Here is an 18,424-nt window from a genome sequence, read left to right as displayed (position 1 = left end):
ACAAGACGAGGGGAATAATGTATAATGAAGTTGAAAAATTGCATCAACAACCAGACGACCAAAGGTGCTGCGACACCCTTGGCCCTGCAACAGACGGTTCCCTTCAAGGGGATCAGGCAGCAGGTAAAAAATAATCCACCACTGCTATCAGCTCAAGGGTGGATTATTTTTTTTGCGGATTTGACAGCATTGTAATTATAAGGCTTGAAAAACTGATTGCAAACATTAACGCTTCGAATACTGTCATCGGCACACCCCCTTTCTGTACGGGGTAAATGCCAACCACCCTTGAGTCTACCGTTCTATTGCATTTTCATTATATCAAATACTAAATTTTGAATCTATAAAAATAGAACATTTGTTCCTTTTTTACTAGAAATTAAATTTTTAGCAAATAATTATTGAAAATTCTGTAAATGGGGTATACATTTGTAGTAAGGGGAGGGAGAAGTATGAGCCGTTTAATAAAGAAAAAAGCTGCTCAACAAGCACTCAAAAAAGTCGTTCATGTAAGCGATATCATTAAGAAACAGCTAGATCCTCAGCTTCCGCTAACCGAACAGCTCAACAAAATTCGAAAAACGTTCGATGAAAGGCTGGGCCAAGACGAATATTTTTTGGTCGTAGATGAAACAGGATATTCTCCGCTACATACCAATCGCCTTCGTGAAGGAAGAGTATTTTCGGATGAGGTCGGCAAAAAAGCCGCTACAACAAAAGAACCGCTTTTGCAGCTGTATATCCGTGATACAGGAGAAATTCTTGTTGATGCGAGCTGTCCGCTCGTTACAGACAGTACTGGAAAACGTTATAATATCCGGTTAGGAAGACTCATTCATCGCCCGTATTTGCAAATGAATTTTGCCATGCTATCGTTTTTGCCAAGCTTTCTTTGCCTCATGACAGCTTTATTTATGCAATTATCTTTTCGTCAAGCAATTATTTTATTTTTCGTAACTATTTGCGCCAGTGCAGTAAACAGCTTCTTTGTTTACCGCTCGTTCACTTCTAATCTTAGACAATGGTATAACGTCACTCGTACTGTATCATCAGGCAACCTTCATGTCGAAGTAGATATTGTCGGCAAACGCAATGAGTTTCATCAAATAGGTTATGAAATTAATAAAATTATTTTTGGAATCCGGTCGATTTTAGGCGAGTTTGCCAATGCCGTCAAAACTGTCAAGAAGGTCAGTCAAGATCAAAAAAAAGAAGCGAATCGCTTATCGGAAATTTTTGATGAAGTTGCTGCAACAATGGAAGTGTTCCGCGAAGGCTCCAAACAGCAGACCGATTCGTTTAAAAAAGTTAGCGAACTGGCAAATTCGATGATAGAAGGTGTATCAAATATGGGATCGGAAATTGAACGTGTTGTTGAATACGCTCAATCAACGATGCGTTCAGCAGATGAAGGGCAACAAATGATTGAAAAAACGGAACAGCTTATGCTAAATATTGAAAATGACACGAAAAAGGCAACTTCTCTCATCCAAATGGTATCCAAAAAAGCGGATCAAGCGATGGAAATGGCTTCTGCGATCACAGCAATTGCCAAGCAAACGAACCTTTTAGCATTAAATGCTTCCATTGAAGCAGCGAGAGCAGGTGAATCTGGAAAAGGCTTTGCGATTGTAGCTGCAGAAGTGAGCAAACTGGCAGATGATACAAATTCTTTTGCGGCTAAAATTTTATCTTCGTTGGAAGAAACGAGAAATGATTTAGCTCATGCCGTTACTGCCGTCAAAAAAAATGAAGAAAGTGTTGATCAAGCTTCCTTGTCTATATCTGGAACAAAAGAAAGCATGCAGACATTTAAGCGAATGTTTTCAGACATTCATTCTCTGTTAAAGCATAATCGAGAAAACGTCATAAACATTCGTGAAAACGGCAACAATTTAAAAGGTTTAATAGAAAATGTAAACTTAATCGCACATGATTTCACCAACACAGTCAACGAAACAACGGCAGCATTGGAGGAACATATTGAAGGGATCCATGAGCTTGCAAAGGAATCAGTTATTCTTTCCGATGCTGTCATACATCTTCAAAAAATTTTAAACCGCTTTCAATTACAATAAATGTCTTGATTGACTGGGGGTTTTCTCTTTACTATTAAAAATCACATCGTCAAGAAGCGAATATTTGCAGGAATAATCGAAAATGAAAAAGGGAGATCCCCCAACTTCGGTAGTTGAGAAAAAATACTGCGCAGAAATTGACTCATTTTCATCATTATCAGAGCTTCCAAAAAATTAAGCAGCCAAACTCCTAGTATACAGGAATCGGGCTGCTTGCTACGTTTATTATTATCTGCTCAAAATCAAAAGAAGACCACTTTGCGTAATGTCTTCTTTATTTATTTTTCGATAGCTGCAAAGCTTTTTTAATATCTTTAAGCGCATTGGATTTTCCGTACATCAATACGCCGCCTTTGTAAACTCTTGCCCCGAAGACAGCTAATATAGCAATGGATGCTATTAATAAACCGATTCCTAAAAGCGGCTCCCAAATTGGAAGATCCAGCATTCCAACCCGCAAAAACATCAGCATCGGGGTAAACGGCGGAATGTATGATGTGATCGTAACATAGGAAGCTTCCGGATTGCTCAAACCAAATATCGCTAGCATAAAGCCCGCCACAACCGTTAAAATCATCGGAGTGATCAACTGCTGAACATCTTCTATACGACTGACCAGCGAGCCTAGAAAGGCAGCCATCGTCGCATATAATAAATAGCCTAAAATAAAGAAAATGACTGCATATAGAATGGTCGACAACGACGTGTTTTGGAATCCAAAGAAAGAGAAAAATCCTCCATCCATCGATTCTAAATTTTGTTTAATGGAAACGTAGCCGACAATAAGCCATAAGGCAAGCTGCGTTAAACTCAATAGAGCAACACCTAAAATTTTCGCAAACATTTGTGTAATAGGAGGAACACTGGAAATTAAAATTTCCATCACTCTAGAAGATTTTTCTACTGCTACCTCCATCGCAATCATATTTGCATACATGATCACTGCAAAATATATTACAAATAAAAGTACATATACGAGACCTCTCGCTTGATTCAATTCTTCCACCGTTTTTGCGTTGGCATTCAACGCTTCCATTTCAAAAGATACTGGCGCATTCAGCTTCATCAGTTCCTCTTGCGTTAATTTCAATTGACCTGCTGTCCATACCATGCTCACTTGTTGGAGGGCATATTGCAAATCGTTTGGAACGGTTGAGTCTGCAAGAGACGCTGCTTTATATACCGCCATCGGCCGGTTTTCATCATTTAAAGATAAAACGAGATACCCTTTGATCTCATCATTTAATACATTCTTTTTCAGCTTTTCTTCGGAAGCATTAGTTTTTTGCAATTGAATGTCCGGATTAACTTCTTTCAATTGCTTTTTAAACGGTTCAAATAAAGAATTTGATTGATCAATGACTGCAAGGCGTTCTTGATTTTCACCAGAATTAAAAAAATCGATAATTTTTGATATGTTTCCCAAAACTAGAATAATAAGCAATGTAATAACCGTGGAAATGATAAATTGCTTCGATCTTAGTTTGGTAAAATAAGTGTGGAATAAAACAGTCCAAAAGTTATACATAGGCCGCACCCACTTTCTCTATAAAAATATCATGTAATGAAGGCTCTTCTATTTGGAATTTGCGAATAAATCCTTTATCGACAATCTCCTGTAACAATTGTTGTGCGGTCTCTTCTCTTTCAATTTGCAATTGAATCCCTTCAACTGTTGTCTTGGCTTTTACGACACCTGGGAAATTCTTCAAGAAATTGAGATCAAAATCCGCATGAATCACGAGATTTTTTTTGCCAAAGGAACGTTTAATTTCTTTGAGCGACCCATGAACTACAGGGCTTCCCCTATGTAATATGCATAAATGTTCACATAATTCCTCAACGTGCTCCATCCGATGGCTGGAAAACACAATGGATGTACCGGCATTTTTCAAATCAATGACAGCCTCTTTCAATTGCTCAACATTGACCGGATCCAATCCGCTAAACGGTTCATCCAAGATGAGCAGCTTCGGTTTATGTATGACAGCAGCAATAAATTGAATTTTTTGCTGGTTTCCTTTCGACAGCTCTTCGACTTTTTTTTCAGCGTACTCTGGCACTTTAAACCGTTCGAGCCAATTTGCCAGCTCCTTCAGCGCATCTTTTTTGTTCATCCCTCTTAATCTGGCTAAATAGACAATCTGATCCTTTACCTTTAATTTCGGGTACAATCCCCGCTCTTCGGGCAAATATCCGATATACGGGCTCGTGCTATAATCAATTTTTTCTCCATTCCATGTAATGGTTCCTTCAGTTGGTGCCAGCAGCCCTAAAATCATGCGAAATGTTGTCGTTTTTCCGGCACCGTTTGCCCCTAAAAAACCAAACATTTCTTTTTCCGGAATGGATAAAGACAGCTTATCCACAGCGGTGAAATCGCCAAATTTTTTCGTCACTTGCTCTAGCTTCAACGTCATGTATTTTCCTCCTCTCATCTTTTAATACGGATCAAACAAGAAAAAAGTTCAGTATCGTTTTAAATTTCTGTCTAACTCACAAGTGAAACATCGTTAGTGACAATGATGATATGAAAACTATGTTAAAAATATTTAAACCACATAATTAAAACAGGAGGATGCTTCACAAAAGTTGTTCAAACTTTTGGAAGCATCTCTCCATTTAATAAATGTTGAGATGAACAAAAAGGCAGAAACCTTTTTTTATTACTTAAAGGTTCACTGATTTGATTTTAGAATCCGAACTGAGATGGATTTTGAAGAAATACAACTGTGAAGGACAAAAATAATCTAATAAAATTTATAAACGTCCTTCATGGAGGTGATGGAATCCAAAAAAAGGAAATTGCATATACTGAATGTCCGTCATAACTTTTGAAGGACAGAATGAAAATGGCGTGCATAGAAAAAGTCCTTCATAAGATTCCCGAAGGACATGATCAAGATAGGGAAACATAGGAAAAGCAGTTGTCCAGAAAGCCAAAATCTTTTGGAAACGAAAAACATAAACATTGAATATTGAAAGGGCACCTATAAGCCGAAAAAATCGACTACTTTGACAGCCACTTTTGCCATTATGATTCGGCTTCTTTTCGGCAATAGGAACGCCATCCTCCAAAATCTGTAATATCCTCGAATCGATTGGCGATATACGCCTTCCAAAAGAAAGCCCGACACTTTGTTTCCGTTGATCAGTTTTACTGTTCCTACTCTAAAAGATTTGTATTCCTAATTTTTTACAAAATACTAAAACCATTTCGTCTTGCCTCTCTTTTTATCGATGACAGCTAAAGCTCTAATGGGAAATTTATCAATAAACGGTTCTACTGAAATGTTATAATGTGCCTCGATATCTTTTTTTAATTGATCGCGTAAATCTGTCAATCGGTTCACTATATAGTCCATCTTAAATACAGGATCAAACGGTTCCTTTCTCCAAATAGAAGTGAGTCGAACCTTATCGTTATTGTCAAAAGGGATGATTGAAATTAACGGCTCATCTTCGTCAATTTCAAGAGTATAATAATGAAATTCCGGGATATCATATTTGCCACTTTCGATAATGGCGAGCCATCTCTCTAGGTATAAATAAAACTCCAACAATGCGATATCATCTCGGAAATAGGAGATTCCATCTACTTTTATGTCAAAATCTCCATCAACTCTAAGTACGATAGCAGAATCTTTTTTCCACTTTTTAGGAATGTAAGATTCATCGGTTGTAAAGTGATAGACAAACTCTAATTGATTGGATATGCTGTCCATATTTCACCATCCCACCCTACTACAATTTTTATTTTTTCTGACCTTTTGTACCTATTACTTTACCAAGGTCCGCTATAACTACAAATGACAAATCCGCATTCTTTTTTTCTGCCTCTGGATTTATAGAATTGAATCCTTTTCATTCGATTGCGTACTTGGCTTTTATCTGTAGTGTTGAATTAGCATAATTCGGACACTTTTTGAAAAAATAAATGGGGCTTCAAAAATAATAGGCAGCCCCAAGAATGTTATCAACTACAAACATTGACATAGTCTTTAACAAGTAACGTTCAATGACTAAAGCCATTTCGTCTTACCCTTTTTTTGTCTACAACTGCTAAAGCTTTTATCGGAAATTCATCAATAAACGGTTCTACTGAAATGTTATAATGTGCCTCGATATCTTTTTTTAATTGATCGCGTAATTCTGTCAATTGGTTCACTATATAATCCATCTTAAATACAGGATCAAACGGTTCCTTTCTCCAAATAGAAGTGAGTCGAACCTTATCGTTATTGTCAAAAGGAATGATTGAAATCAACGGTTCATCTTCGTCAATTTCAAGAGTATAATAATGAAATTCCGGGATATCATATTTGTCACTTTCGATAATGGCGAGCCATCTCTCTAGGTATAAATAAAACTCCAACAATGCGATATCATCTCGGAAATAGGAGATTCCATCTACTTTTATGTCAAAATCTCCACTAACTCTAAGCACAATGGCAGCATTCTTTTTCAACTTTTTAGGAATGTAAGATTCATCAGTTGTAAATTGATATACAAACTCTAATTGATTGGATATGCTGTCCATATTTCACCATCCCACCCTACTACAATTTTTATTTTTTTCTGACCTTTTGTACCTATTACTTTACCAAGGTTGGCTATAACTACAAATGACAACCTTGCATTCTTTTTTTCTACCTCTGGATTTAAAGAATAAGATGCGTTCTTAGAATTTAATCCTTCTTTAACCCAATTACGTATTTGGCTTTTATCAGTAGTATTGAATTTAGAAAAATTACCTCCAGCATTTTTTAAATGCTTATTACTTACATTGAATTTGGAAACTTTACTTTTTGCTGCTTTAACGGCTGCCTTTGCAAATGTGTTAAGAACGGCTTTAGAGCTTTTTATCGACTTAACGATAAGTTTTTTTCCAAATTTTTTTATGGCATACTTGATTCCATGTTTTGCAACTACTCCGATTATAACCGCCGGCAGAACCGAAGCTTGAGCATCAATGGTATTGATCTGGTAAGATTCTCCAGTATCTTGATCAATGAGTGTTGCAATAAAATCGGTGCCGTCAATTTCTTGCAACACTACATCAAAATGTTGAGTAATGATTTCTCCATTCTCTAATGATACTAGCAACCGCTGTACCATGTCCGTATGAATCTATTTGATTATTTTTCTCGTTGAACCTTTTGATACTTTGACACGAGCCTTTTCTTCATCAATTCCACTATCAATAATGGCAATTTTTATAGGTGTGTCTGTTAAAGAGTTAGGATCAGCATATTCCTTCTGTATGGAGCATAGAGCCCAATTCTGATTACAATCAATTTTTTGATCATAGGATAATTGATGATTGCATGAAGCTAAGAAGATGAAGAATATTATAAAAAAAATAGTTTTCTTAATTTTTATAAATTCCCACACCCCCTAGTTATTTTTTACAATATATAGTAATTTTACCAAAATTGTAATTGTAATTTAAATACAATATTTTAAAATTTTATGTAATAAATCTAACTAAGAGGAAATACTATTTTTTCAAGCAATTTGGAAATGAATTGATACATTGGTATTTTCAATATTCAAGTAACCAGCAGAGGTAAAAGTCGTATGTTACAGTTTAAAAAATAAACAAAACAGAAGTATGCAGCTAACTTTCTGTCTCCTAATACACTGTACGTACACGTCGATTTTATCTAAATAGTTCAGTCACTCCATCCTGTCAATCTCTTAAAATTAGAATTTTGCGCTTGAACGTGAAAAAGCCGCCAACATGTTTGACGGCTTTTGTATTATGAATTGAGTTCTTTCAGGCAATAGGAACGCCATCCTCCAAAAGCTGTAATATCCTCCGCTTGATTGGCTATATACGCTTCACAAAGAAAGCCCGGCACTTTGTTTCCGTTGATCAGTTCTACTGTTCCTATACTTAAAGGTTCTGGAATAGATGCTGTAAAAGCACCAAATGAAGCTAATGGCATTTCCCATATCTCCAATTGAATGGAGGCGCCATTGTGGTTTGTTTTGATAAGCCCAGGTTTGGCAGGATCCGTAGGCAGCTTATACAGCCGGTAATTAGGAGCAGTTGTTGCTTCACATACGAATTTGCCGCCGAATTGATGCATTTCATTTTCGAGCGGAAACCCTCTCATATGCAAACCGCAGACGGCAACAAAAGTCGTATTTTTTTGCGGTTGAAAATTTTCTGTTAGAATCTCTCCTAAAAATTGAGAAGCAAGTCCGAATATCAATCCTTCCTGTTCTGCCAGCGAAAACATCGTCATGCCAAAAGGAACATTTGCTTCCGCATCCTCTGCCGGAATGGCGATTGCCGACAGATCCAAAAGATTACAGTGATTGGTGTATTTTCCCATTTCGTTATTTGTGCGAATCGGATCGAGCCTAACTTGTTCGCGCGTCCAAGTACCGCCACAAGTAGGCAAAACTAATACTGCATCTTTTAACAATTTTTTCACTTTATGCTTGATTGATTGGATCCTGTGCATCGCTTGAAAAGCTGATGCTGCCGTATGATCAGGAGAAGCTCCGGAAGAAAGGACTTTTTCCGTAACGGAAAACACATCTTCTGTATTTGCTTTCACAAAATCACCTAAATCCGCCCATCTTTCCGCCACCCAAGGACCTTCATAAAGAAGAGACGCCGCTTCGGAAAACAAATCATAATCGATATACTCAATCGGAAGACGCAAACGTTCCAATCTTTTCATCGTTTTCATCCATGCATTCCTATATCCTTCACGAAATGGGCCAAAAAACGAAAGCGGTTGTTTCGGCAAACAAATTTTGCTCGGACTTTTCGGCGATACGTTCGGGAAATAGCGTGACCAAGGATCTGTTTCATCCTCGCCGCGCACAATTCGATCAACTTCCAATGCATCCTGCAAATTGTGCGCAAAAACTGTCACACAATCAAGGCTTGCGCAAGCCGGAACTACTCCAGCGGTCGGCCAGGCTCCCCTGCTCGGCTTAAATCCGACTAAGCGATTTAAGGCTGCCGGCACTCGTCCGGACCCAGCAGTGTCCGTTCCGAGTGCAAACGCTGCATGGCCTCGTGCAACGGCCACCGCAGATCCAGAGCTTGATCCCCCGCTGATCAGTTCTTCTTTTAAGGCATTTTTCGTTTCTCCATAAGGACTTCTTGTACCGACAAGCCCAGTGGCAAACTGATCTAAATTTGTTTTTCCTAATGGGATCGCACCTGCTGCGATTAACCGCTCAACCACTGTTGCGCTTTTTTCTGGTATATAAGCATATTGGGGGCAAGCTGCAGTTGTCGGAACCCCGGCTAAATCAATGTTGTCTTTAATAGCAAATGGAATTCCCCATAATGGCAAGCTTTTCCGATCCAGTGAAGCAAGCCTGTCTAGATAAGGCTGAATTCTTTCCATTGCCGGAGGGGTAATCCATATATTCATATCCTCATCTTGTTTAACTCGATGAATGATTTCAACGACTACTTCTTCGGGAGTCAATTCATTGTTAAGGTACATCTCTCTCAACCGCGCAATCGTCAAAGGTTGAGGAAAATGTTTGACCGATTTCATTTGAGAACCTCCTCTCGTTCTTTCTGCTTTAAAATGCTGACAATCAATTGTCCTGATTGCACCTCGTCCCCTGGTTTCACGTAAACATTTACTATTTGTCCATCGCACGGGGCCAGCTGCGGAAACTCCATTTTCATGCTTTCTTCAATCATCAGAACATCGCCTTTCTTAACTTGCTGTCCAGGAGACACAAGAACTTTCCATACACTTCCAGGCATGGAAGAACGAACAACCTCAGCACCTGGAGGGATATTTTCCTCTTGCCCTTCTTTCATTGGTTCATGCTCTGATATATATTCCGCCAATCCTAGCTGCTTCCACCGTTCTCGCTCTGCTTGAAAAGCTTCCTGCTGCCGCATGCGGAAAGTTTCGGCACTATCTTTGATCGAATCCAAGAATTTTAAATATTCGCCAAGATCAAACGTTGTTTCTGTTATTTCCACTTCAAACCTTCCTCTAAGAAAATCTTCCCGCAATTGCAGCAACTGTTCCGCATCTACTGGGTAAAACTGAATTTGATCGAAAAACCGCAATAGCCAAGGTTTTCCTTGTTCAAAACTCTTCGTTGTCCGGAATTTATTCCACATTTGAATCGTCCGGCCGACAAATTGATAGCCTCCAGGACCTTCCATTCCATATATACATAAATACGAACCGCCAATTCCTACCGCATTTTCAGGCGTCCAAGTCCGGGCAGGGTTATATTTTGTTGTGACTAAACGGTGCCGAGGATCAATTGGGATGGCTACTGGAGCGCCAAGATAGACGTCGCCTAATCCTAAAACAAGATATTTTGCATCAAATACAATTTTCTTTACATCATCAATGCTTTTTAAGCCATTTATGCGCCTGATGAATTCCAAATTACTCGGACACCACGGAGCATCGGAACGGACGTTTTTCTGGTAGCGTTCAATGGCCAATTGAGTAGCCGGATCATCCCAGGAAAGAGGCAGCCGAACAATACGTGAAGGGACTTTTATCGATTCCAGCGGCGGAAGCTCGCGATCAATTTCTAAAATTTTTTGACAAGCCTCGCGAACGGACATTTTCGATGGGTCAATGTGCACTTGCAAAGACCGAATGCCCGGCGTTAAATCAAGGAAAGGGATGTTGCCTTTTTGTTGTATCGCTTGCATTAAAGCATGTACTTGAAACCGATACAGCAGGTCTAAATCCATTGAACCGTACTCAATCAGCAAATTTTCGTCGCCGCTTGAACGAATCGTAATTGGAATGTTTCGAGATGTTTGTTCTTGAGCCAAAATTGAATCGTCGGCTGTAATTTTTGGATTAATGGCAGGAAGTTGAGAAGGTTGAAATCCGTACAAACTGCCATTTTCAATTTTTTGCATAAACATTTCTTGTTTTTTTCGAAGTTCCTCCGCTTCTTCCAATGACAACAAATGAAACTTGACGATATCGCCCGGATGCAATTGCCCAATTTTCCAAAACTCAGCTGAAGCCGTCGTAACTGGGCAGACAAATCCTCCTAAACTAGGTCCATCAGGTCCCAGTAAAATCGGCATATCGCCTGTTAGATCAAGCGATCCCACTGCATAAGCGTTATCATGAATATTTGATGGATGCAAACCTGCATCTCCGCCGTCTTCTCTTGCCCATTTCGGCGCTGGGCCCATTAACCGGACGCCTGTGCGCGAACTGTTAAAATGCACTTCCCATTCTGTTTCAGTTAATTGCTGCAAATAATCCGGCTGCAAAAATTCGCTTGTACAATGAGGGCCCGGAATGACGCCTATCGTCCATTTATTCGTCATGATCGGTCTATATTCAGCTGGAAGCCCCTTCGTTTTTTTGACAACAGCCCCCCGGTTGACTAAAAGCACATCGCCAGTGCGCAAGGCGCGTCCGCCATGGCCGCCGAATCCGCCGAGCGTAAATGTGGAGGAGCTTCCTAAAACTTCAGGCATGTCAAAACCGCCTGCTACTAATAAATAAGTCCGCATTCCCCTTTTCGCTTCACCAAATGATAATACTTGGTTCTTTTTTGCCAAAACAGGTTCATACATCGGCACGGGCTGATCGTCAAGCTTAGCCTGCATATCGGCACCTGTAATACAAAACCATATATCATCTCGAAAACGATAAGATCCCCCGCGCAATGTCATTTCAAGACCAGGGGCGCCTTCTCTGTTCCCGAGAAGTTTATTTCCAATCCGGAACGAGAGCTGGTCCATTGGACCGGAAGGCGGCACACCTACGCTCCAATATTTAATGCGTCCGGGCCAATCCTGAACAGTTGTTTGAATTCCTCCGTCCAATACTTCCAGTGCATGTTCTCTAGGTTGAAAATGGTTTAATAAACGGGTGTATACATTTCCTTTTATAAAATCCTTTTCCTTCAATAAAGCTTTCAAGTAGTGGAGATTGGTTGTAATACCGTACAATTTCGTTTCGTTTAGCGCTTGTATGAGTTTTCCGATCGCCTCTTCCCTGTTTTTTCCACGAACAATCACTTTCGCCAGCATTGGATCATAAAGAGTCGTAACCGTGATTCCGTTTCTTACCCACGTTTCCGTTCGAGCTGTTTTAGGAAATTTTGCCTCATCAATCTGTCCGGCGCTCGGCCGAAACTCATGCAAACAATCTTCCGCATAAATACGCGCTTGAATGCTATGCCCTTTCGGCTCTTTAACCAAGGAATGCAATTCATGCAGATCATCTGCTGCTTCACGTATCATCCATTCAACAAGATCGATGCCAAAGACCTCTTCTGTTACACCATGCTCCACTTGAAGTCTTGTATTCACTTCAAGAAAGTAAAAGGAGCTTGTTTCAGGATCATATAAAAACTCAACGGTGCCTGCACTCCGGTATCCAACTTCTTCCGCCAATCGGATGGCGGCTGCGAACATTCCTTTTCTGACTTCCTGGGACAAAAGAGGGGCCGGACTTTCCTCCACAACTTTTTGATTGCGGCGCTGAATAGAGCAGTCTCGTTCACCTAAAGCTACCACTTCACCAAATCGATTTCCAAAAATTTGAACTTCTATATGGCGTGCTCTAGCGATATATTTCTCCAGGAAAACGCCTTTATTTTTAAAATTTGTTTCAGCAAGACGACGTACCGCCTCAAATGCCGAGCGCAAATGCTGTTCATTTTCGCAAACGCGCATTCCGATGCCTCCGCCTCCTGCCGTGCTTTTTAAAATAATTGGATAACCAATATGTTCAGCTTGTTTTACCGCCTCATCCAAATCGGTGATGAGGTTCGTTCCCGGCAATAAAGGAACATTGGCTTTTTTTGCAATTTCTCTGGCAGAATGCTTTAATCCGAATATCTCCATCTGTTCAGGTGAAGGTCCGATAAACGTAATTCCATTTTGTTCGCACAAGCGGGCAAAATCTGCGTTTTCACTTAAAAATCCATATCCGGGATGAATGGCATCGGCTCCTGACTCAATGGCAGCTTTTATGATTAAATTTCCATTCAAATAGCTGTCTTTGACCGGGCCTTCTCCTATTAAAATAGCTTCATCTGCTTCGTCTACATGTAAACTGTCTTGATCCGCCTTTGTATATATAGCAACCGATAGAATTCCAAGCTTGCGAAGCGTCCGTTCAATCCGGACGGCTATTGCCCCGCGATTGGCAATCAGAATTTTTTTAAACATTTTGTACTCCCCCCTGACGCATCCGTATCCTAGTTGATTCTGTTTATTTATCCCAAATCAGCACTTGTATTTTTGTTGGATTGTAAGCATTGCAAGGATTGTTTAATTGCGGGCAGTTGCTGATCAGCACCAATGTCCGCCGAAGGGATAATAATTCCACATAACTTCCGGCATAAGAGATTCCATCAGCAAATTCTAAATGACCATCTTCTGTAACCGGAACATTCATGAAGAAGTTAATATTTGGAGCCAGATCCCTTTTTGTAAAACGCTCCCCATATTTCGACAACTGCAGCATAAACGTGTCGCGGCAATTGTGCATATGCAATTTATCATGTGCATATCGGACGGTATTGCTTTGTGCTGAGCAAGCACCGCCTAATGTATCGTGCCGCCCGCATGTATCCGCTACAATCTTCAGCAATTCATTTCCTGATTCAGAACGAAGCACCGAACCTGTTGTTAAGTAAATATTTTTCTGTCCTGTAATGGTGGCTGTTACACTGTAATGATCCTCCGGATTATCTGCATCGTAAAACAATGTATCTACTGCTTGGTTTCCTTCCAAGTCGACAATTCTTAGAACTTGCCCTGGCTTTAGTTCATGCATCCAGCCTTCCCCGGCAGGGATGATTTTGTTATAGATTGCATTTTCTTCTTTTCGAGGACTTTCTACTTTTTTAATATTTTCCATGTTCCTTTCCTCCCCATATCGTATTTTTAAATCGGTATTTTCTATAATGTTGATCTTTAAAGGCATCAGCCTGGGTACTCAAACAATTTCCTGCCCAATGCTATAAAAGCGCATAATATTCCCAAGTATTTTCAAATGCCCGGCGGTTTTCAGGACGATAATTTACACAATAATCGTTCAAATCGACAGGCTCTGCCGGAAGCATTTCCATTGCCACCGGAACGGACGGATAGTTGGTTCTTGGATCAAGCGGATTTGGTGTATTAGATACAATCAGCAAAATATCCATTTCTGTTCTTAATGTTACTGTGTCATTTTTTTTGCAATGATCCAAACAATAGGTAAGGTTGCCTTTGTCGTCGGTTTTCACTTTTGAAAACAGATTGACGACAGGAGCCATGTCGCGCAGGCTGAGCCCGTTTCTTACAAGTTCCATGGCAAAGTTCTCTTCTCCGCTTCTGAGCCAGTCATTTCTTAATTCTTGATAGCTTGTTTTTCCATATTTCTCATCTGTTCCTTCCCTTGTGGTATAGCCTGAAACAGTGTCGTGCCAGCCAAGGCTGTCGCTAGTGATGCTGGCCAATACTCGGCCGTTATCGCTCATCAATACGTTTCCCTTTGTCAAGTGAAATGTGTGCTGGGCTTTTAATGTATCCGGCATGTTATAACGCTCTGAAAGATCATGTGCATGATACATCATAAGTGAAAGATTGGCTCCAGCCTCCAAGGCTGTAAAACGAATAAGCTTTCCTTTTCCGATTTTTCCTGACCATTTTCCTCCAGGTACGATCGTTTTTCTGAAAATTTTAGTCATCCAAAATACCTCCCTTGAGACTTTTCTTAATGATCGTTGTAAAAAAATAAAAGCCTAGGGAAATCTCCCAGGCTTTTATCCTTCCGTGTTTATAGAAAGACATCTTTTGATGCTTTCTATACGCTCTCTCTCGGACCAGACCTGCTGCAAACTTAAGCAGCAGCGGAACCCTAGACAGCTTTTTTGTTCCTATCGATCAGGAACCTTTATGAAATTTTTATTTAAGATTAATATAGAAAGGAGTGCAGCATTGTTCAATGATTTTGTTAGATAATATAACATGAAACTTACAATGAATGCTGGAAATAGATAAAAACAATGTTAAACATTAAATTCCCCGATCATGTTTCTCAGTTTTTTTGCTACATTTGAGAGATTTTCTGCCGTTGCTGTAAATTCTTCAATTGCAGCCAGTTGTTCTTCCGTTGAGGCTGCCACATTTTGTGAATGAGCTGATGACTTTTTGGCGATGTCAGCCAATTGTCCGATAGAAACAGCAACTTGATCAGCTCCTGTTGACATTTGCTGGACAGATGAGGAAACCTCTTGTATTTGACATGTTACTTTTTCAACTGATGTTAAAATTTTATGGAAAGCGCGCCCAGCATCATCAACAACCCTTTTACCCTCTTTTAGATCGCTTCTTCCTTTATCGATATTCTCCACGGCAGCAGCAGCAATGGAGAGGACATGCTGTATCATTTCATTTATTTGAATCGCAGATTGTTTTGACTCTTCCGCCAAGTTTCGAACTTCCGTTGCTACAACAGTAAAACCCTTGCCTTGTTCCCCTGCACGCGCCGCCTCAATGGCAGCATTTAGAGCCAATAAATTCGTCTGCTCCGCTATATTTGCCATGACATCTGATATTTTTTTTATCTCGTCGGTAAGCTTGCCAAGTTCCTCAATCTTAATAAACGCTTCATCAACGGATTTTTGTAAAAATTCCATCTGCTTGACTGCTTTGACAATTGATTTGTTTCCTTCTTCTGCGATTTTCGATGTGGTCAAGGCCGATTCTGCTGCGAAAGAAGATGACGATGCAATTTTTTGAACTTCATTGGCAATATTATTCACCGCATGTGAGCTTTCATCCGCCATGTCACCTTGATCACCGGCTCCGGAAGCAATGTCTTGAACTGCCATCGTGATCTGTTCTGTACTTTCCGCAAAGTTTTTAGTACCTTCAGAAAGCTCGAGTGCTGAAGCGGAAACTTCATCTGTCGTTTCCTTTATTTTTAGCATCATTTTTTGCAGGTTCTCCAACATTCTATTAAATGCCGTCGCCAGCTTTCCAATTTCATCTTTATTCGTGATATGGATTCTAGCTGTTAAATCTCCTTTATTTCGCGCCAATTCCTCTAATTTATTTGCAATTTTCCACAATGGCCGGGTGGTTCTTTTAGAAATAAATATTGCAATTAAAATTCCTGCAAACAGTGCTGTGATAAATACCGCTGCACCCGCCATGATTTTTTTTCTTATTAATTTTTCATCTTCCTCAATTTTCTTGGTTATCCGTTCTGTCTCAATTTGTTTGAATTCTTCCAGTTTGGAACTAAAAATAGCGCGAATATCCGCATATTCTCCATGAAAAATAGCAAGTGTTTTTTGGCGGTCTTCCCCGGCCAATTCCATCATCTGCGTTTCTAATTCAACTAATTTTTGATTGTTTATATTTAGATCGTGGAAAATTTTTTTCGTCCTGGAATCATCCAGCATCGGAGTCACTTCTTTAATATGTTGATCAATTTGCTTTGCAAACTGATTGTACTTTTCCCTTTCGGCCGTATTATCCGGTTCGATAATCACCCCTCTGACCGCATCTGTTAACGCAAGGTCTTCAAATTGAATCTGGTGGGCAAGCTGCAATTTTTTCATATCGGTATTTGCTAAATTAAAATAGGATTTGGAAACGTCCTGCAAAGTAGAGTAAACAATAAGAAAGGCGAGCAGGACAATTATCAAAACGGTTCCAAAGCTAAGGAGCAGTTTGTTTCGTATCTTCATCATCAACAGCCCTTCCGATCCTTCTGTAAGTTTTTTACTAATGCTTTAATAAAGAAATGATATGTTTTTTTACGTTCATAAATTTCTCTACATCCACAAGCTCCCCATCTTGAAATAATTGCAAATCCGCATCAATCTCTTCGAGAATTCTCCCCGGTCTTGCTTCCATGACATATATTCGCTGGGATAAGAATAAGGCTTCATCGATGTCGTGCGTTATAAACACAATGGTTGTTTTTTCCTTCTTCCAAATATCCAACAATAATTGCTGCATGGATTGCTTTGTTTGTGCATCAAGCGCTCCAAAAGGTTCATCCATTAATAACACTTCCGGATTATTGGCCAACGATCTTGCAATAGCCACACGTTGTTTCATGCCGCCGGACAATTCTTTGCCGTAGGAATCCGCAAATCTTTCCAGTCCTACCAGCTCTAAATATCGATCGGAAATTTCTTTACGCTCTTTTTGTTTCATTCCTTTTAGCTTGAGGCCAAACTCTATGTTTTCTCTTACTGTCAACCAAGGAAACAACGTATAAGACTGAAAGACCATACCTCGTTTCGCACTTGGTCCTTTCACTTCTTCACCGGATACTTGCACACTGCCTGATGTCGGCTCCTCCAAACCTGCCAAAATTCTCAAAATGGTCGACTTACCGCATCCCGACGGTCCAAGAATGGAAACAAATTCTTCATTTTTTACGTACAAAGAAACATTCTCCAGCGCTTGAAAGGAGCCATTATTCGTTTTATACACTTTCGACAAATTTTGAATGTTTATTTCAATCTTCTCTTGGCGAAGATTTTTTTCAGCTTTGACAGCATTCAACATTTAATTTCCTCCTTCCGCCCATGGAAATAATTTTTTATTAATGTAGGCAAAGCATCTGTCAATAATAAGTCCCAACAGCCCGATAACAATGATTCCGACAAAGATGGACTCGGTATCCATGAAACGCTGCGCTTTCATAATCGAATATCCAAGACCGTTGTTTGCCGCCACCAGCTCTGCTACAACTAAATACGTCCAAGCCCATCCCATAATCAGCCGCATAGTTGTCATTAATTTCGGAAGCATTGCAGGGATGATAACCTTTGAGATGACTTGCCAGCGGTTTGCTCCAAGAGTATAGGAGGCATAAAGTAGGTCTTTATGAATCCGGTTTGTGTCATCTGCCACCATTAAAACGAGCTGAAAAAAGCTTCCGATAAAAATCACTAAAATTTTTGCTGTCTCCCCAATTCCTGCCCAAACCATAATAAGTGGAATAAAAGCGGCTGCCGGCATATACCTGATAAACTCAGAGACGGGCAAAATAACCGATTCTGCAAGCTTAAAAGTGCCAGCCAATATTCCGAGCGGAATCCCTAACAGACATGCCAGTAAAAACCCCATAAAAACTCTGTAGACGCTAATCCCGATTTCTCCCCAATACTCCGGACTTGAAAGGGCAGCAAAGAAAGAGCCCACAACAGCTGCGGGAGTCGGAAGAAATACTTCATCCACAAGTTTTAAATTGCTCAGCAAAATCCAAATGAGCAATAACAAGATAAAAGCAGTTGATACCCCAGTAAAATACCATTTTTTCGGAATATCCTCGCGTATTTTGAATAATGTCCATTGATGCCTTTTTCCTTTTTGAAGCTCCATCCATTAA

14 protein-coding genes, 1 pseudogene and 1 riboswitch are annotated in these 18,424 nt (G+C 39.9%); of the genes and pseudogenes, 2 read left to right on the top strand and 13 right to left on the bottom strand.

Annotated features, from left to right (window positions below):
• Nucleotides 1-24 precede the first annotated feature (24 nt).
• Together NSU02_RS03665 and NSU02_RS03660 are read left to right on the top strand one after the other, a co-directional pair.
• On the top strand, nt 25-195 hold the full coding sequence (locus NSU02_RS03665; RefSeq protein ID WP_157727905.1) for a hypothetical protein: 171 nt from the start codon (nt 25-27) through the stop codon (nt 193-195).
• A 257-nt stretch (nt 196-452) separates the two neighbouring features.
• Entirely contained in the window at nt 453-2,078 is a 1,626-nt protein-coding gene (locus NSU02_RS03660; protein WP_327862557.1) for a methyl-accepting chemotaxis protein, read from the top strand.
• A gap of 274 nt (nt 2,079-2,352) precedes the next feature.
• Here NSU02_RS03660 and NSU02_RS03655 read toward each other — a convergent pair whose 3' ends face one another.
• The 13 genes and pseudogenes from NSU02_RS03655 to NSU02_RS03595 form a co-directional block, all read right to left on the bottom strand.
• The gene (locus NSU02_RS03655) at nt 2,353-3,606 is read right to left on the bottom strand and encodes an ABC transporter permease (protein ID WP_339194287.1); all 1,254 of its coding nucleotides are present in this window, start codon (nt 3,604-3,606) and stop codon (nt 2,353-2,355) included.
• Nucleotides 3,599-4,498 (bottom strand): ABC transporter ATP-binding protein, encoded by a 900-nt coding sequence (locus NSU02_RS03650; RefSeq protein ID WP_339194285.1) that lies wholly within the window; start codon nt 4,496-4,498, stop codon nt 3,599-3,601. Before NSU02_RS03650 ends, NSU02_RS03655 begins: the two co-directional genes overlap by 8 nt.
• A gap of 786 nt (nt 4,499-5,284) precedes the next feature.
• A complete protein-coding gene (locus NSU02_RS03645) occupies nt 5,285-5,803 on the bottom strand; it encodes a hypothetical protein (protein WP_339194283.1) in 519 nt (172 codons plus the stop codon).
• A pseudogene (locus NSU02_RS03640) lies at nt 5,779-5,906 on the bottom strand (SAR2788 family putative toxin); the annotation flags it as partial. The pseudogene NSU02_RS03640 and the gene NSU02_RS03645, both read right to left, overlap by 25 nt.
• 187 nt (nt 5,907-6,093) lie before the next feature.
• Nucleotides 6,094-6,618 carry a hypothetical protein gene (locus NSU02_RS03635; protein WP_339194281.1) on the bottom strand — a complete coding sequence of 175 codons (525 nt, stop codon included), beginning with the start codon at nt 6,616-6,618 and terminating at the stop codon, nt 6,094-6,096.
• Complete coding sequence (locus tag NSU02_RS03630) at nt 6,594-7,196, bottom strand: SAR2788 family putative toxin (RefSeq protein ID WP_339194280.1); 603 nt, start codon at nt 7,194-7,196, stop codon at nt 6,594-6,596. The genes NSU02_RS03635 and NSU02_RS03630 overlap by 25 nt, the downstream gene beginning before the upstream one ends.
• 644 nt (nt 7,197-7,840) lie before the next feature.
• Complete coding sequence (gene atzF / locus NSU02_RS03625; RefSeq protein WP_144598064.1) at nt 7,841-9,613, bottom strand: allophanate hydrolase; 1,773 nt, start codon at nt 9,611-9,613, stop codon at nt 7,841-7,843.
• A complete protein-coding gene (uca, locus tag NSU02_RS03620) occupies nt 9,610-13,248 on the bottom strand; it encodes an urea carboxylase (RefSeq protein WP_339194279.1) in 3,639 nt (1,212 codons plus the stop codon). The genes atzF and uca overlap by 4 nt, the downstream gene beginning before the upstream one ends.
• A gap of 43 nt (nt 13,249-13,291) precedes the next feature.
• Nucleotides 13,292-13,942, bottom strand: coding sequence for an urea amidolyase associated protein UAAP2 (locus NSU02_RS03615; RefSeq protein WP_094245131.1), 651 nt, complete (start codon nt 13,940-13,942; stop codon nt 13,292-13,294).
• A 100-nt stretch (nt 13,943-14,042) separates the two neighbouring features.
• The gene (locus tag NSU02_RS03610; RefSeq protein ID WP_339194277.1) at nt 14,043-14,756 is read right to left on the bottom strand and encodes an urea amidolyase associated protein UAAP1; all 714 of its coding nucleotides are present in this window, start codon (nt 14,754-14,756) and stop codon (nt 14,043-14,045) included.
• 62 nt (nt 14,757-14,818) lie between these two features.
• Nucleotides 14,819-14,941, bottom strand: a riboswitch (guanidine-I (ykkC/yxkD leader).
• A gap of 136 nt (nt 14,942-15,077) precedes the next feature.
• Nucleotides 15,078-16,769, bottom strand: coding sequence for a methyl-accepting chemotaxis protein (locus NSU02_RS03605; RefSeq protein ID WP_339194275.1), 1,692 nt, complete (start codon nt 16,767-16,769; stop codon nt 15,078-15,080).
• A gap of 34 nt (nt 16,770-16,803) precedes the next feature.
• Entirely contained in the window at nt 16,804-17,598 is a 795-nt protein-coding gene (locus tag NSU02_RS03600; protein ID WP_094245128.1) for an ABC transporter ATP-binding protein, read from the bottom strand.
• Nucleotides 17,599-18,417, bottom strand: a complete 819-nt coding sequence (locus NSU02_RS03595; RefSeq protein ID WP_130156694.1) for an ABC transporter permease — start codon at nt 18,415-18,417, stop codon at nt 17,599-17,601.
• Nucleotides 18,418-18,424: the final 7 nt, after the last annotated feature.

This window comes from Aeribacillus sp. FSL W8-0870, assembly GCF_037963755.1.
In the GTDB taxonomy this organism is placed as follows: domain Bacteria; phylum Bacillota; class Bacilli; order Bacillales; family Aeribacillaceae; genus Aeribacillus; species Aeribacillus composti.
The sequence above is the reverse complement of the archived record's forward strand: the minus strand, read 5'-3'. Positions and strand labels throughout refer to the sequence as shown.

Excerpts from the sequence above, each read along its gene's own strand:
- NSU02_RS03665 (WP_157727905.1), top strand. The coding sequence starts at position 25 with ATGAAGTTGAAAAATTGCATCAACAACCAGACGACCAAAGGTGCTGCG.
- NSU02_RS03660 (WP_327862557.1), top strand. The coding sequence starts at position 453 with ATGAGCCGTTTAATAAAGAAAAAAGCTGCTCAACAAGCACTCAAAAAA.
- NSU02_RS03655 (WP_339194287.1), bottom strand. The coding sequence starts at position 3,606 with ATGTATAACTTTTGGACTGTTTTATTCCACACTTATTTTACCAAACTA.
- NSU02_RS03650 (WP_339194285.1), bottom strand. The coding sequence starts at position 4,498 with ATGACGTTGAAGCTAGAGCAAGTGACGAAAAAATTTGGCGATTTCACC.
- NSU02_RS03645 (WP_339194283.1), bottom strand. The coding sequence starts at position 5,803 with ATGGACAGCATATCCAATCAATTAGAGTTTGTCTATCACTTTACAACC.
- NSU02_RS03635 (WP_339194281.1), bottom strand. The coding sequence starts at position 6,618 with ATGGACAGCATATCCAATCAATTAGAGTTTGTATATCAATTTACAACT.
- NSU02_RS03630 (WP_339194280.1), bottom strand. The coding sequence starts at position 7,196 with ATGGTACAGCGGTTGCTAGTATCATTAGAGAATGGAGAAATCATTACT.
- atzF (WP_144598064.1), bottom strand. The coding sequence starts at position 9,613 with ATGAAATCGGTCAAACATTTTCCTCAACCTTTGACGATTGCGCGGTTG.
- uca (WP_339194279.1), bottom strand. The coding sequence starts at position 13,248 with ATGTTTAAAAAAATTCTGATTGCCAATCGCGGGGCAATAGCCGTCCGG.
- NSU02_RS03615 (WP_094245131.1), bottom strand. The coding sequence starts at position 13,942 with ATGGAAAATATTAAAAAAGTAGAAAGTCCTCGAAAAGAAGAAAATGCA.
- NSU02_RS03610 (WP_339194277.1), bottom strand. The coding sequence starts at position 14,756 with ATGACTAAAATTTTCAGAAAAACGATCGTACCTGGAGGAAAATGGTCA.
- NSU02_RS03605 (WP_339194275.1), bottom strand. The coding sequence starts at position 16,769 with ATGATGAAGATACGAAACAAACTGCTCCTTAGCTTTGGAACCGTTTTG.
- NSU02_RS03600 (WP_094245128.1), bottom strand. The coding sequence starts at position 17,598 with ATGTTGAATGCTGTCAAAGCTGAAAAAAATCTTCGCCAAGAGAAGATT.
- NSU02_RS03595 (WP_130156694.1), bottom strand. The coding sequence starts at position 18,417 with ATGGAGCTTCAAAAAGGAAAAAGGCATCAATGGACATTATTCAAAATA.